The sequence below is a fragment of the Streptomyces kebangsaanensis genome (assembly GCF_001906585.1).
In the GTDB taxonomy this organism is placed as follows: domain Bacteria; phylum Actinomycetota; class Actinomycetes; order Streptomycetales; family Streptomycetaceae; genus Streptomyces; species Streptomyces kebangsaanensis.
Genome location: NZ_JUJA01000160.1, coordinates 197,171 through 210,490 on the forward strand (window position 1 = coordinate 197,171; position 13,320 = coordinate 210,490).

The following is a 13,320-nucleotide window of genomic DNA, read 5'->3' on the forward strand; positions in this document are numbered from 1 at the left end:
CTCCTGAAGCTGAACAGCCCGAAGTTGGCAGCAGAGACGCTGGGCAGGACCGCCCAGAGCTGCAACCTCCGCCTCTGGCGCCTGCGCACCGGCCAAGTACCCAAGCCGAGCGATCAGTAAGACGATGTGCGCGGCCCCCGATTCCCACCGGGGGCCGCGCATTCTCAGCCGAACATCGCCACAATCCCCCGAAAAACAAACAAAGGCATGAAAACGCAATACCAGCGCCAAGATCGGCGAAACAGGACAACGGACCGGCGTCCACGGCATCGCGTGCGATAGACATTGTGTTCCGGACGCGCCCCCGCCCGGCAAGCGAATAACCAGCGGGGACCTCGGACCGACCGACATCCGCGAGAGGAGCCCGACCGTGCTGCGGAAGGCGTACGTACCCGGCGCTGCCGCGCTTCTCGTGGCGCTGCTGGCCGGCTGCACCGGCGGTTCGCCGGGCGACGACCAGGCGGACAACGCCAACCCCGGCGGCACCGGCACGGCGGAACCGGCGGCCCAGCCGGGCAAGTACCGCACGCTTCCCGAGGCCTGCGGCGCGGTCTCGCACGGCACCCTGGACTCGCTGCTGCCCGGCATCAAGCAGATCATGGACGTGGACCAGCGGGACAAGGCCTACGAGGGCCAGGCGACGCTCACGTACGACACCGACCGCAAGACCGGCTGCCGTTGGAAGGTGGAGTCCGCGGACGCCACCGACCACCTCCACGTCGAATTCGAGCGGGTCGTCTCCTACGACAACACCGTCAGCGACGACAGCCAGGCGGAGTCGGTCTTCGCCACCAAGCAGGCGGCCGCGGGCCTGCCCGAGCCCGCCGCCACCGGGAGTTCCGGCGCCAACTCCGGTGCCAACTCCGGCACCAACGGCACCCCTTCTTCCTCTACCTCCTCCCCCTCCTCCCCGTCGTCGGCCTCCTCCGGTGTCACGCCGTCCGATCTCCAGCCCGGCGCCCTGAGCGATCTCGGCGACGAGGCGTTCCTCGACGACTCGCTCGGCAGCTCCGGTTCGACGGTCCAGCAGCGCACCGTGACTGTGGCGTTCCGCACGTCCAACGTGATCGTGACCATCGAGTACATGGAGCAGCCGGCGAGCGTCGGCACGGTCCCGGACAGCGAGGAAATGCAGGGCAGGGCAAGGGAACTGGCGGAGCGGCTGGCCGATTCGCTGGGTGGCTGACCTGTCCCGTCCGGCACTTGGCGCCGGGGCGCGGAACGCGGGAAGGGAGACCGTGCGGCTGTCCCACCGCGTACCGTGGCCCCTCGGACCCGATCCGACCGCAGGAACCACGAGCGTCATGAGTGAAGGAACCATGCAGCGAGCAGCCCAGCGAGAAGTGGGGGTACCTCCCACGCCGTTTAGGCAGTGGGGGAGAGCCCCGCGCGAAGAGCGAGCCCCGCGCGAAGAGCGTGCCCCGCGAGCCAAGCGTCTGAACCGCGTCCTTGTCCGTGCGGCCGCCGTGCCCATGGTGTTCCTGGCCGCGGCCTGCTCCTCCTCGGGCTCCGACTCCGGCTCCGGTGACGGCGCGCGGCGGACCGCGACGCAGGGCGCGCAGGACTCCGCGAGCCCGAGCGCCTCGCCGACGGTGCAGGCGGCCGCGTACGCCGAGCTGCCGGAGGCGTGCGAGGTCCTGTCGGGCAAGACGCTCGGCGAACTGGTGCCCAAGGGCACGAAGTCGGCCAAGAAGGGCTCCTCGAGCGACCTGTCCGCGCGCGCCAGCTGCTCCTGGAGCAGCCTGGACAACAACGGCGTGAAGGGCTCCCAGTTCCGCTGGCTCAACGTCTCCCTGCTGCGGTTCGAGTCCGACGCCTCGCGCGGCACCGGCGAGGAGCAGGCGCGGGAGTACTACCAGAAGCAGGTGGACGACGCGCGGTCCGTGCCGGACGCGAAGAACACGAAGGCGGAGCCGGTGTCCGGGACGGGCAACGAGGCCACCGCGGTGCGCTACGACCTGAAGAAGAAGGAAGGCGCCTTCAAGCAGCAGACGGTCGTGGCCCGGGTGGAGAACGTGGTCGTCACCCTCGACTACAACGGCGCCGGCCTGGCCGGTGACCGGACCCCGGACGCGGACGACCTGGTCAAGTCCGCCGAGAAGGCCGCCAAGGAGGCGGTGACCGCGGTGGCGAAGGCGAACGGCGCGGCCGACGGCGGCTCGGCGCCGAGCGCCTCCTCGTCCCCCTCGGCCACCACGTCCCCCGGGAAGCCGGCGTCCCCGTCGGCCTCGGCGTCGACATCGGCCTCGGCGTCCGAATCGGCCGCGAAGGGCTGAGCCGGGAGCAGGGCCGCAAAAGCGGAACAACCGGTCCGGCCCTCCGTCCCTCGTACGGATGTGCCACCCTGTTGCGCGCAACAACAGGCACAGGGAGGGGAGTACGGGTGGCCGCGCCACAGCTGACTCGGATGCACCGCGTTCTCATCGGCGTGGTCGTGGCGGGCGCCGTGATCATCGCCGGTATCGGCTTCGCCGGCTCGTACGCGGCCGTCCTGGACCTCGCTCTCAAAAAGGGCTTCGGGAAGTTCAGTTACGTCTTCCCGATCGGCATCGACGCGGGCATCTGCGTCCTGCTCGCCCTGGACCTGCTCCTGACCTGGATCCGCATCCCGTTCCCGCTGCTGCGCCAGACGGCGTGGCTGCTGACGGCCGCGACGATCGCGTTCAACGGCGCCGCCGCCTGGCCGGACCCGCTGGGCGTGGGCATGCACGCGGTGATCCCGGTGCTCTTCGTGGTCTCCGTCGAGGCGGCCCGGCACGCGATCGGCCGGATCGCCGACATCACGGCCGACAAGCACATGGAGGGCGTCCGCCTCACCCGCTGGCTGCTCTCCCCCGTCCCCACCTTCCTCCTCTGGCGCCGTATGAAGCTGTGGGAGCTGCGCTCCTACGACCAGGTGATCAAGCTGGAGCAGGAACGTCTCGTCTACCAGGCCCGCCTGCGCTCCCGCTTCGGCCGCGCCTGGCGCCGCAAGGCCCCGGTGGAGTCCCTGATGCCGCTGCGCCTGGCCAAGTACGGCGTCCCCCTCGCCGACACCGCCCCGGCGGGCCTGGCGGCGGCGGGCATAGAACCGGCGCTGATACCCCCGGCACCGCGTGCGGAGGCCCCCGTCCCGCAGAGCGCGGTGTCGCCCGTCGAGCAGCGCCCGGAACTCGTCGGCAACCGGCGGGACGCGGAACGGCCGGTGCCGCACGAGGAGCCCGTGCGGCACGCGGAGCCCGCCCCGGAGCAGAACCCCTGGCTGCACGCCCGCAGCCCGCAGTCCGTCGAGTACCACGGGGGCTACGACCCCACGTACGACCCGGACGACGCGTACGCCCAGTGGTACGCGGAGCAGCAGCAGGCCGAGGAGTACCAGGACCAGTACCTGGAGGAGCCCCCCGTCCAGGAGCCCTCTCCGGAGGAGACCGGCAGCTTCCCGATCCCGGTGAGCCCGGGCCGCACCCGCGAGCTGGGCGAGGGCGGCGGCACCCCGGCCGCCGAGCCGGACGAGGAGGCGTACTACCAGGTGTTCCGCCAGTCGATAGACGGCAGCTACCCCACGCCCCGTGTCCTCGGCGACAACATCCAGGCGACCTACGGCACGACGCTGAGCCCGAGCGCCCTGAAGGACCTCGTGGAACGCTTCCAGAAGCGCCACTCGGCGGAACTGGAAGAGGACCACATCGCCTAGCCACGACGGCAGGACAGAAGGGGGGCGCCCGGTGAGACCACCGGGCGCCCCCCTTCGCCGTCGAACCGGACGCGGTCCTCCTCCCCGGGCCCCGGGCTACTCCCCGAGCAGGGTCCGCACCCGCTCCTGCCCCACCGCCAGCAGCAGCGTGGGCAGCCGCGGACCGGTGTCACGCCCCACCAGCAGGTGGTAGAGCAGCGCGAAGAACGACCGCTGGGCGGCCTTGATCTCCGGCGGCAGCTCCTTGGGCGTGGCGTCGGCGGAGAACCCGGCCTGGACCTTGGGCACGCCGTAGACGAGGTGGGTGAGCCCGTCGAGTGACCAGTTCTCGGCCAGCCCGTCGAGCAGCAGCCGGACCGACTGCCGGGAGGGCTCGTCGAGGGACTTCAGCAACTCGGTGTCGGGCTCGTCGCGGACGATGGTGCGCTGGTCGGCGGGGACGTAGGTGTTGATCCACGCCTCGGCCTTGTCGTACCGCGGGCGGGCCTCGTCGAGCGAGGTGAGCGGGTTGGCCGGGTCGAGCTCGCTGAGGATGCGCAGCGCCTGGTCCTGGTGGCCGGCGGTGATGTCGGCGACGGACGCGAGCGTGCGGTACGGCAGCGGGCGCGGCGTCTTCGGCAGCTCACCGGCGGCGGTGCCGACCGCGCGCGTGTAGGCGGCGACGTCACCGGGCAGCGCGGAGCCTCCCCCAGTGCTTGACGCCTGGGAGGTGCCCCCAGCGACCTTGGCGGCGAGCCTGTCCCACTCGTCGTACAGGCGCTGGATCTCCTGGTCGAAGGCGATCTTGAAGGACTGGTTGGGCTTGCGCCGGGCGTACAGCCAGCGCAGGATCTGCGGCGCCATGATCCTCAGCGCGTCGGCCGGGGTGGGGACCCCGCCCCGCGAGGACGACATCTTCGCCATCCCGGAGATGCCCACGAAGGCGTACATCGGCCCGATCGGCTGCTTGCCGCCGAAGATCCCGACGATCTGCCCGCCGACCTGGAACGACGACCCCGGCGAGGAGTGGTCGACGCCGCTGGGCTCGAAGACGACGCCCTCGTACGCCCACCGCATCGGCCAGTCGACCTTCCAGACCAGCTTGCCGCGGTTGAACTCGCTGAGCCGGACGGTCTCCGAGAAGCCGCACACGGTGCAGGCGTAGGTCAGCTCGGTGGAGTCGTCGTCGTAGGCGGTGACGGTGGTGAAGTCCTTCCCGCAGTTGCCGCAGTACGGCTTGTACGGGAAGTACCCGGCGGAGCCGGAGCTGCCGTCGTCCTCGGACGCGGCGCCCGAGCCCTCCTCGGCCTCCAGCTCGGCCTCGTCGACGGGCTTCTGCTGCTTCTTGGCCGTCTTGGGCTTGGTGCGGTACTGGGCGAGGATCGCGTCGATCTCGCCGCGGTGCTTCATCGCGTGCAGGATCTGCTCGCGGTACACGCCGGAGGTGTACTGCTCGGTCTGGCTGATGCCGTCGAACTCCACGCCCAGCTCGGCGAGCGCGTCGACCATGGCGGCCTTGAAGTGCTCGGCCCAGTTGGGGTGCGCCGAGCCCTTGGGGGCCGGGACGGAGGTCAGCGGCTTGCCGATGTGCTCGGCCCACGTCTCGTCGATGCCGGTGACGCCGGCCGGGACCTTGCGGTAGCGGTCGTAGTCGTCCCAGGAGATCAGGTGCCGTACCTCGTACCCCCGGCGGCGGATCTCGTCGGCGACCAGGTGCGGGGTCATGACCTCGCGCAGGTTGCCCAGGTGGATGGGGCCGGACGGAGACAGGCCGGACGCGACGACGACCGGTTTGCCCGGGGCCCGACGCTCCGACTCCTCGATGACGTCGTCCGCGAAACGGGAGACCCAGTCGGTGGTCTCGGTGCTCTGAGCCACGATCGGCACGTCCTCTTCCTGAAGTTTCTCTGAAGTTTCTAGTTTCTCCGGAGGCCTCGGAGGTTCTCCGTGGGCAGCCGCTGCGATCGCCCGGCTGACCGCTCCATTCTCCCAGGCGGGTCGGCATCCGTGAAAACGCCTTTTCACCGCGTTGGACGGGCCTCGGCACCCCGGCGTTCACCCGCAGACCGGAAAATTCGCTTTGCCCCGCGTGGGATACTGGGCCTGTCTATCCATCCCCACGAGGAGAACGGCACCCACTTCTATGGCCTCGGTCACGTCCCTCACCGCCTCCGTCCACCAGCGCCTCGCGTCCGCCCTCTCGGCCACCCTGCCGGAGACCGCCGCCGCGGACCCGCTGCTGCGACGCAGCGACCGGGCGGACTTCCAGGCCAACGGGATCCTGGCGCTGGCGAAGAAGGCCAAGGCGAACCCGCGGGAGCTGGCGGCGCAGGTCGTCGGGCACGTGGTCACCGGTGACGTGATCAAGGACGTCGAGGTCTCCGGGCCCGGCTTCCTCAACATCACGGTCACCGACCGGGCGATCACCGAGAACCTGGCCGCGCGGGTGGCCGACCCGGAGGGCCGGCTCGGCGTGCCGTACGCGGAGCACCCGGGCACGACGGTGATCGACTACGCCCAGCCGAACGTGGCCAAGGAGATGCACGTCGGCCACCTGCGGTCCGCCGTGATCGGCGACTCCGTCGTCCAGCTCCTGGAGTTCGCCGGCGAGAACGTGGTCCGCCGGCACCACATCGGCGACTGGGGCACCCAGTTCGGCATGCTCATCCAGTACCTGGACGAGCACCCGCACGAGCTGGACCACAAGGCGTCCGAGGTGTCCGGCGAGGAGGCGATGTCGAACCTCGACCGCCTCTACAAGGCCGCGCGCAAACTCTTCGACTCCGACGAGGAGTTCAAGACGCGGGCCCGGCGCCGGGTGGTGGACCTGCAGGCCGGGGACCCGCACACGGTGGCCATGTGGCAGAAGTTCGTGGACGAGTCGAAGATCTACTTCTTCTCCGTCTTCGAGAAGCTGGACATGGACGTCCGGGACCCGGACATCGTCGGCGAGTCCGGCTACAACGACATGCTCGCCGAGACCTGCCGCCTGCTGGAGGAGTCCGGCGTGGCGGTCCGCTCGGAGGGCGCCCTGTGCGTCTTCTTCGACGACGTCAAGGGCCCGGACGGCAACCCGGTCCCGCTGATCGTCCAGAAGTCCGACGGCGGCTACGGCTACGCGGCCACCGACCTGTCCGCGATCCGCGACCGCGTCTTCAACCTCAAGGCGAACACCCTGCTGTACGTGGTGGACGCCCGCCAGTCCCTGCACTTCAAGATGGTCTTCGAGACCGCGCGGCGGGCCGGCTGGCTGAACGACGACGTGACGGCGTACCAGCTGGCGTTCGGCACGGTGCTGGGCAAGGACGGCAAGCCGTTCAAGACCCGTGAGGGCGAGACGGTCCGCCTGGTCGACCTGCTCGACGAGGCGATCGACCGCGCCTCGGCGGTCGTCCGGGAGAAGGCCCAGGACCTCTCCGAGGAGGAGATCGCCGAGCGGGGCGCCCAGGTGGGCATCGGCGCGGTGAAGTACGCGGACCTGTCGACGTCGGCGAACCGGGACTACAAGTTCGACCTGGACCAGATGGTCTCGCTCAACGGCGACACGTCCGTCTACCTGCAGTACGCCTACGCCCGGATCCGGTCCATCCTCCGCAAGGCCGGCGAGACCCGCCCCGCCGCCCACCCGGAGCTTGAACTGGCCGAGGCGGAGCGGTCGTTGGGCCTGCACGTGGACGCCTTCGCGGAGGCGGTGCGGGAGGCGGCCGCGGAGTACGCCCCGCACAAGCTGGCGGCGTACCTGTACCAGCTGGCCTCCCTCTACACGTCCTTCTACGACAAGTGTCCGGTGCTGAAGGCCGAGACGCCGCAGCAGGTGGAGAACCGGCTGTTCCTGTGCGACGTCACGGCCCGCACCCTCCACCAGGGCATGGCCCTGCTGGGCATCCGGACGCCCGAGCGGCTCTGACACAGCGGCTGGTCCGGCCGATCGAACCGACTCGGCCGATTCGCCACAGCAGGCCCCGGCCCGTACTCGACGGGCCGGGGCCTGCTGTCGTGGTCGTCACGGCCGTAGCACCGTAAAAGGCTCCCACGCCGTCTCCTCCTTTCCTCTCCTTTCCCTTCCTTTCCACGCAAGATCGAAGTGCGCCGGGAAACGGGCGACCCGAGGATGTGAAAGGAGCGGAGCGCCGGACTTCCCACAGTCCGAGCACTCCGCTGCGTCATGCGTCATGCGTCATGCTTCACAGAAGGAGGAATCCATGACGACAACGACGGAGAGCCCCACGCAGGAAAAGACGGGCGTCGGCCAGGAGGAAGAGGAATCCGGTATCGGTCCGCTTCTCCTGGCCGCGATGCTGACCCGGCGTGAGGACCGCGGGGAGGAGCCGATCATCGAGCACCCGCTTCTCCTGGCCGCGCTCATGCGCCGCCGCGAGGAGGGCGGGGAGTCGCTGATCCAGCACCCCCTGCTGCTCGCCGCCCTGATGCGCCGCCGTGAGGAGCGGGAAGAACCGATCATCGAGCACCCCCTCCTCCTCGCCATGCTCATGCGCCGCCGCCAGGAGCGCGGGGAGTCGCTGATCCAGCACCCCCTGCTGCTCGCCGCCCTGATGCGCCGCCGTGAGGAGCGGGAAGAACCGATCATCGAGCACCCCCTCCTCCTCGCCATGCTCATGCGCCGCCGCGAAGAGCGCGGGGAGTCGCTGATCCAGAACCCCCTCCTGCTCGCCGCCCTGGCCCGCCGCTAGGAGCCGGCGACACCCCTGCCCTCCGATGGTGGCGCCCGCCGGCATCGGAGGGCAGGTCCCGTACGGCAATCGAACCTGAGGAACCACAATGGCAGCTGAGTCCGACGGAGAATCGGAACGGGACCCACTGGAGACCTTCGTCGACGAGGTCTTCGAGGAAATGATGCGCGAGTCCGGAATTCCGCGCTCCGGCACCGGTGTCAAACATGGAAAGGATCCCCTGGCGGCGGCTCTGTTGGAAGCGGCCGCGGCATCCCTTTCGCAGCCGGCGTCCTCCCGTTCCTCGGAACTGGAAAGGGTGCTGTTCGCACAGACCCTGGCGACCGCGTTGGCGGAATCCCTCGCGCCGCTCCTGGCGGAGTCCCTGGCCATGGAAATCGTGAAGGTGCTGAACCAGCACGCCACCTCGCACGGCGGCGACGCCCGCGAATCGGCGGGTACGGGTGCCCGCGCCCGCCGGGGCGGCGAGCGGGGCAAGGGCTCCTGACGCACCGCGGACCACCGCGGACCACCGCGGATCGCGCCGGCCGTCCGGCCGGGCCGGGGACCGTCAAGGCCGCCCGCGAGGAACGGGCGGCCCGGCCGACGGCAGTCACCGGCGGCCGACGGCGGAGGTCAGCGCAGCTTCTGCGCGACCTCGGTGGCCCAGTAGGTGAGGATGGTGCGCGCCCCGGCCCGCTTGATGCCGGTCAGGGTCTCCAGGATCGCCCGGTCCCGGTCGACCCAGCCCTTCTCGGCGGCGGCCTCGATCATCGAGTACTCGCCGGAGATCTGGTACGCGGCGACGGGCACGTCCACGGCGTCGGCGACCCGGGCCAGGACGTCGAGGTAGGGCCCGGCCGGCTTGACCATCACCATGTCGGCGCCCTCCTCCAGGTCCAGCGCCAGCTCCCGCAGCGACTCGCGCAGGTTCGCCGGGTCCTGCTGGTAGGTCTTGCGGTCGCCCTGCAGCGAGGAGCCCACCGCCTCCCGGAAGGGTCCGTAGAAGGCGGAGGAGTACTTGGCGGTGTAGGCCAGAATGGCCACGTCCTCCCGCCCGATCTGGTCGAGCGCGTCACGGACGACGCCGATCTGCCCGTCCATCATCCCGCTGGGCCCGACCACGTGGGCGCCCGCGTCGGCCTGCACCTGGGCCATCTCGGCGTACCGCTCGAGCGTGGCGTCGTTGTCGACCCGCCCCTCGGCGTCGAGCACACCGCAGTGCCCGTGGTCGGTGAACTCGTCCAGGCACAGGTCGGACATGACGAGCAGCTCGTCCCCGACCTCGGCCCGCACATCGCGCAGCGCGACCTGCAGGATCCCGTCCGGATCGGTCCCGGCGCTGCCGAGGCCGTCCTTCTTCCCCTCCTCCGGCACCCCGAACAGCATGATCCCGGATACCCCGGCCTCCACCGCCTGAGCGGCCGCCTTCTTCAGGCTCTCCCTCGTGTGCTGCACGACCCCGGGCATCGCCGAGATCGGCACCGGCTCGCTCACGCCCTCCCGCACGAACGCGGGCAGGATGAGGTCGGCCGGGTGCAGCCGGGTCTCGGCGACCATGCGCCGCATGGCGGGGCTGGTACGCAGCCGACGAGGACGCGTACCGGGAAAGGATCCGTACTTCGTCATGCCCTCTACGCTACGCCCGCCCACCCCGTGCCCTTGCCGACGCGGAGTCGGCCCCGGCCGGGCCCGTCGTCGCCGGCGGCGGTGACAGGGCGAGGGCGGCGCCCCTGGTGGGGACACCGCCCTCGGGCGTCGTGGCGGGCGGCCGGTCAGCGGCAGTTGACCCACGTGTTGGACTTCTGGTACCAGCGCGTGTCGCCGGTCCCCTTGGCCCCCCTGGCGATGACTCCGCTGGTTCCCTGGTGGTTCTTCTTCGCGTACCACTTGTAGTCGCAGGACTTGCCGTGGTTGTACCACGACTTGAAGTCCTGGAAGACCGCGAACTTGGTCAGGTCCGCGTTCGTCCCCGCGACCTTCTGCATGTGGCCGGTGTAGTTCTTCCCGGACCAGACGCAGAACCAGCCCGACGGGCAGTCCGACGCCGCCTGCGGCGCGGCCTCCGCCGCGCTGACGGCACCCGCGCTTCCGGCCAGCAGGCCGCCGGTCAGCACGACGCCGCCGGCCACGGCCGCGAACTTCCTGGTCATGCGCATGCTGTTCCCCCTCTGGAACGTGGACGGGCCGACCGCGCCGGCCGGCTCGCCAACGAGACTGCGGGACGGGAGGCAGAAGCCGCCACAGTCACCGCGGAAGTGACGTACTCACGGGACGTCCCACGCGCTGACCTGCTGGAACGCAGTCCCTTGAGTCGGTACGGCGGGACGGCCGGGAGCGGCCGGAGACGGCTGTGGGCGGCCGTGGGCGGGCGGGTGGCCGAATCCGCACCGGGACGGGAACCACATTCCGGTACGAGTCATCTCTCTTGGGGCAGGATGCAAGGGGGTTCCGGGACCGGGAACCACGAACGCGATCGGGGGAACATGTCGCGTTGGAAAGAGCTGCCCGCCGAACTGAATCCACGCGTCCGCCAGTTGGTGGTCCGCCTGCGCCGCCTGAAGGATCACAGCGGGCTGAGCACGCGCCAGTTGGCGGCGAAGACGGGCTACAGCACGAAGTCGTGGGAACGCTATCTGGGCGGCAGGTCGCTGCCGCCCCGGGACGCGGTCGAGGCGCTGGCCAGGATCGGCGACGACGACCCGGCCCGGCTGCTGGCGCTGCACGAGGTGGCCGCCGACGCCTGGAGGGACGGACGCGCAGCCGCGTCCGTGTCCGCGCCCGAAGGCGACACCGTCCTGTCGGCCGGAGCCGAGCCGGAACCGGAACGGGAACGGACTCCCGGGCGTGCGCTGCGGATCGCGGTCGTGGCGGGGGTGGTGACCCTGGTGCTGGCCGTCTCCTCGGCGGTCCTGCTGGTCGTACGGCTCTCGGGCGGCGAAGGCCGCACGACGGCGGCCCCCGGCGTCTCCTCCGCCGCGCTGCCGGAGGCGACGCCCCCGCCGTCGAGCCCCCCGTACACCTGCCGCTACCAGCGGCTCGACGGCCACTGGTACGCGGGCAACAGCCGCACCCAGGACGCCATCCTGGTGAACGGCCTGGCCGGCCCGGAGGTCGCCGAGGCGCAGTGCCTGCTGCGCCGGGCGGGTTTCTCCCCCGGAGACATCGACGGGGTCTACGGCCCCCTGACGACAAGCGCCGCCAAACGCCTGCAGAAGCGGGCCGACCTGGTCGTGGACGGCATCGTCGGACCCCACACCTGGAAGGCCCTGCGGGGATGACACCACCGACGCCACCGAAACCACCGACGGGGGCGAAGCCGTCGCCCCCGTCACCGGAACAGGCACGGCTGACCGCCGCGCTGCGGGAGTTGAGGCAGCGCACCGGCCTGAGCCTGGTGGACCTGGCGCAGCGGACCACCTACAGCAAGTCGTCCTGGCAGCGCTACCTCAACGGCAAGGCACTGCCGCCGCGCCAGGCCGTGGAGGACCTGTGCCGGCTCGCCCGCGAACCGGCGGGGCGCTGTCTCGCCCTGTGGGAGATCGCGGAGGCGGAGTGGAGCGGACGCGCGGCGAAAACACCCGCGGACACGCCCTCCCCGTCCCTCTCCCCGTCACCGTCACCGTCACCGGAGGAGATGCCGGAGGAGACCGGACAGGCCGGGAAGAAGGGCGTGGCGCTGGCGGTGCTCGCCTCGGTGTGCGCCGTGGTCGTCGGAAGCCTGACGGTGACCCTCTTCCTGCTTCCGCGCCAGGACGTCCCACCCCGGTCGTCCCTGTCCGCGTCACCGCCCACCGCCGGCCCCCACTGCCGTGCGGCCGCCTGTGAGGGCAGGGACCCGATGCAACTGGGCTGCGCCGTCGGCCTGGACACCCTCGCCTCGTACCGTACGACCACGGGGGCGTGGATGGAACTGCGCTACCACGAGGGCTGCGGAGCCGGCTGGGCCCGGATGTGGCGTACGCGGATCGGCGACCGGCTCGACATGACCGCGGGCGGCCCCACCCGTTCCGCCGAGGTGAGGGACGACGTCGACGCCGATTCCTACGTCTACACCCCCATGACCGCGGCGCACCCCGGAGCCGTCCTGCACGCCTGCCTCCGCCCCGCGGAGGGCGGCAGGACGGAGTGCTTCACCGGCCGCGTGCAACGGCCCCACCCATACCCGACGGCAACGGGGTGACTCTCCGCGGCCGACGGGACCGAGGAGCTACGCCTTGCCGCCCAGTCGTCGAGGGCCGCGAGGCAGGACGCTTCGGGCTGCTCGGGGAGGGAACCGCGTCGTCCGGACGCCGGCGGTGGGCGGGGACGACTCCCGGGTCCGCCGAGTAGTGGTCCTTGCCGCCGAGGAAGACGTCGTACACCCGGGCCGGATGCGCCTTGGTGGTGTCGATCCTCCTTCTCAGCTCGGCGGGATCGTGGCTGAGGGCACCACCGGGCACGGGCGTCTCCCCGAAAGGTTCGGTTGGCCATCAACAACCCAACTTCCAAGGGGACTTGGCAGCACCCATGACGACAAACACCTGCCGGTTCAGCAGCCTCCGGCTCCATCAGCCGAGAGCGGTCCACGGGTGACGTCACTCCTGTCTGGAGTGGCAGAGGCACAGGCACAGGCAGGGAAGTTATCCACAGCCCCACGCGAACCGTCCGCGCCGCACGCCATAGTGCTCCATGACCATCAGCAGCGAAACCCTCCAAAGGGTCCGTGCCACCGCCTCCCGGCAGGACTGGGTGGTGACCGTCCCGCAGCTCCGGTCGGCCGGCGTCGACCAGAACGCCGTACGGCGGATGGTCAGGTCGGGGCAGTGGGTCCCGCTGACCCGGGGCAGCTACTGGGTCGGGTGGGACGGCGCCGGACAGGAGCCCTCACTGCGTGCCCGGGTCCGAGGTGCCCTCCTCACCCACGGCCCCCGCCTCGCCCTCGCCCCCACCGCCTGGGCGACCTTCCTGCCGTACGCCTCCGGCAGCTGACCGTGCCCGCCCCCGAACGGAAACGGC

12 protein-coding genes and 1 pseudogene are annotated in these 13,320 nt (G+C 70.9%); 9 read left to right on the forward strand and 4 right to left on the reverse strand.

Annotated elements, in window-relative coordinates:
* The first annotated feature begins 370 nt into the window (after nt 1–370).
* The 3 genes from RH94_RS30920 (at nt 371) to RH94_RS30930 (ending at nt 3,673) form a co-directional block, all read left to right on the forward strand.
* Entirely contained in the window at nt 371–1,186 is an 816-nt protein-coding gene (locus RH94_RS30920; RefSeq protein WP_073951627.1) for a hypothetical protein, read from the forward strand.
* Between the two features lie 118 nt (nt 1,187–1,304).
* Nucleotides 1,305–2,276: a DUF3558 domain-containing protein gene (locus RH94_RS30925; RefSeq protein ID WP_073951628.1), complete on the forward strand. Its 972-nt coding sequence runs from the start codon at nt 1,305–1,307 to the stop codon at nt 2,274–2,276.
* A 131-nt stretch (nt 2,277–2,407) separates the two neighbouring features.
* Nucleotides 2,408–3,673, forward strand: a complete 1,266-nt coding sequence (locus tag RH94_RS30930; protein ID WP_073951629.1) for a DUF2637 domain-containing protein — start codon at nt 2,408–2,410, stop codon at nt 3,671–3,673.
* Between the two features lie 96 nt (nt 3,674–3,769).
* On the opposite strand, the gene lysS is transcribed toward RH94_RS30930, so the two are convergent.
* A complete protein-coding gene (lysS, locus tag RH94_RS30935; protein WP_073951630.1) occupies nt 3,770–5,539 on the reverse strand; it encodes a lysine--tRNA ligase in 1,770 nt (589 codons plus the stop codon).
* Between the two features lie 256 nt (nt 5,540–5,795).
* Here lysS and argS point away from each other — a divergent pair, with 256 nt between their 5' ends.
* From argS to RH94_RS30950, 3 genes are all read left to right on the forward strand, one after another.
* Nucleotides 5,796–7,559, forward strand: a complete 1,764-nt coding sequence (argS, locus tag RH94_RS30940) for an arginine--tRNA ligase (protein WP_073951631.1) — start codon at nt 5,796–5,798, stop codon at nt 7,557–7,559.
* Between the two features lie 295 nt (nt 7,560–7,854).
* Complete coding sequence (locus RH94_RS30945) at nt 7,855–8,343, forward strand: hypothetical protein (RefSeq protein ID WP_073951632.1); 489 nt, start codon at nt 7,855–7,857, stop codon at nt 8,341–8,343.
* An 88-nt stretch (nt 8,344–8,431) separates the two neighbouring features.
* Nucleotides 8,432–8,830: a hypothetical protein gene (locus tag RH94_RS30950; protein WP_073951633.1), complete on the forward strand. Its 399-nt coding sequence runs from the start codon at nt 8,432–8,434 to the stop codon at nt 8,828–8,830.
* A 128-nt stretch (nt 8,831–8,958) separates the two neighbouring features.
* On the opposite strand, the gene hemB is transcribed toward RH94_RS30950, so the two are convergent.
* Both hemB and RH94_RS30960 read right to left on the reverse strand, forming a co-directional pair.
* The gene (gene hemB, locus RH94_RS30955; RefSeq protein ID WP_073951634.1) at nt 8,959–9,951 is read right to left on the reverse strand and encodes a porphobilinogen synthase; all 993 of its coding nucleotides are present in this window, start codon (nt 9,949–9,951) and stop codon (nt 8,959–8,961) included.
* Between the two features lie 146 nt (nt 9,952–10,097).
* Complete coding sequence (locus RH94_RS30960; protein WP_073951635.1) at nt 10,098–10,481, reverse strand: peptidase inhibitor family I36 protein; 384 nt, start codon at nt 10,479–10,481, stop codon at nt 10,098–10,100.
* Between the two features lie 327 nt (nt 10,482–10,808).
* Here RH94_RS30960 and RH94_RS30965 point away from each other — a divergent pair, with 327 nt between their 5' ends.
* Nucleotides 10,809–11,603 carry a peptidoglycan-binding protein gene (locus RH94_RS30965; RefSeq protein ID WP_073951636.1) on the forward strand — a complete coding sequence of 265 codons (795 nt, stop codon included), beginning with the start codon at nt 10,809–10,811 and terminating at the stop codon, nt 11,601–11,603.
* Complete coding sequence (locus RH94_RS30970; RefSeq protein ID WP_073951637.1) at nt 11,600–12,505, forward strand: helix-turn-helix domain-containing protein; 906 nt, start codon at nt 11,600–11,602, stop codon at nt 12,503–12,505. The genes RH94_RS30965 and RH94_RS30970 overlap by 4 nt, the downstream gene beginning before the upstream one ends.
* A gap of 136 nt (nt 12,506–12,641) precedes the next feature.
* Here the strand turns inward: RH94_RS30970 and RH94_RS30975 are convergent.
* Nucleotides 12,642–12,764: pseudogene (locus RH94_RS30975) on the reverse strand (SAM-dependent methyltransferase); the annotation flags it as partial.
* Nucleotides 12,765–12,993: 229 nt separating this feature from the next.
* Between RH94_RS30975 and RH94_RS30980 the strand changes: the two are divergent.
* Nucleotides 12,994–13,293: a type IV toxin-antitoxin system AbiEi family antitoxin domain-containing protein gene (locus tag RH94_RS30980; protein ID WP_073951638.1), complete on the forward strand. Its 300-nt coding sequence runs from the start codon at nt 12,994–12,996 to the stop codon at nt 13,291–13,293.
* Nucleotides 13,294–13,320: the final 27 nt, after the last annotated feature.

Excerpts from the sequence above, each read along its gene's own strand:
- RH94_RS30945 (WP_073951632.1), top strand. The coding sequence starts at position 7,855 with ATGACGACAACGACGGAGAGCCCCACGCAGGAAAAGACGGGCGTCGGC.
- hemB (WP_073951634.1), bottom strand. The coding sequence starts at position 9,951 with ATGACGAAGTACGGATCCTTTCCCGGTACGCGTCCTCGTCGGCTGCGT.
- RH94_RS30960 (WP_073951635.1), bottom strand. The coding sequence starts at position 10,481 with ATGCGCATGACCAGGAAGTTCGCGGCCGTGGCCGGCGGCGTCGTGCTG.
- RH94_RS30925 (WP_073951628.1), top strand. The coding sequence starts at position 1,305 with ATGAGTGAAGGAACCATGCAGCGAGCAGCCCAGCGAGAAGTGGGGGTA.
- RH94_RS30970 (WP_073951637.1), top strand. The coding sequence starts at position 11,600 with ATGACACCACCGACGCCACCGAAACCACCGACGGGGGCGAAGCCGTCG.
- RH94_RS30950 (WP_073951633.1), top strand. The coding sequence starts at position 8,432 with ATGGCAGCTGAGTCCGACGGAGAATCGGAACGGGACCCACTGGAGACC.
- argS (WP_073951631.1), top strand. The coding sequence starts at position 5,796 with ATGGCCTCGGTCACGTCCCTCACCGCCTCCGTCCACCAGCGCCTCGCG.
- RH94_RS30965 (WP_073951636.1), top strand. The coding sequence starts at position 10,809 with ATGTCGCGTTGGAAAGAGCTGCCCGCCGAACTGAATCCACGCGTCCGC.
- RH94_RS30980 (WP_073951638.1), top strand. The coding sequence starts at position 12,994 with ATGACCATCAGCAGCGAAACCCTCCAAAGGGTCCGTGCCACCGCCTCC.
- RH94_RS30930 (WP_073951629.1), top strand. The coding sequence starts at position 2,408 with ATGCACCGCGTTCTCATCGGCGTGGTCGTGGCGGGCGCCGTGATCATC.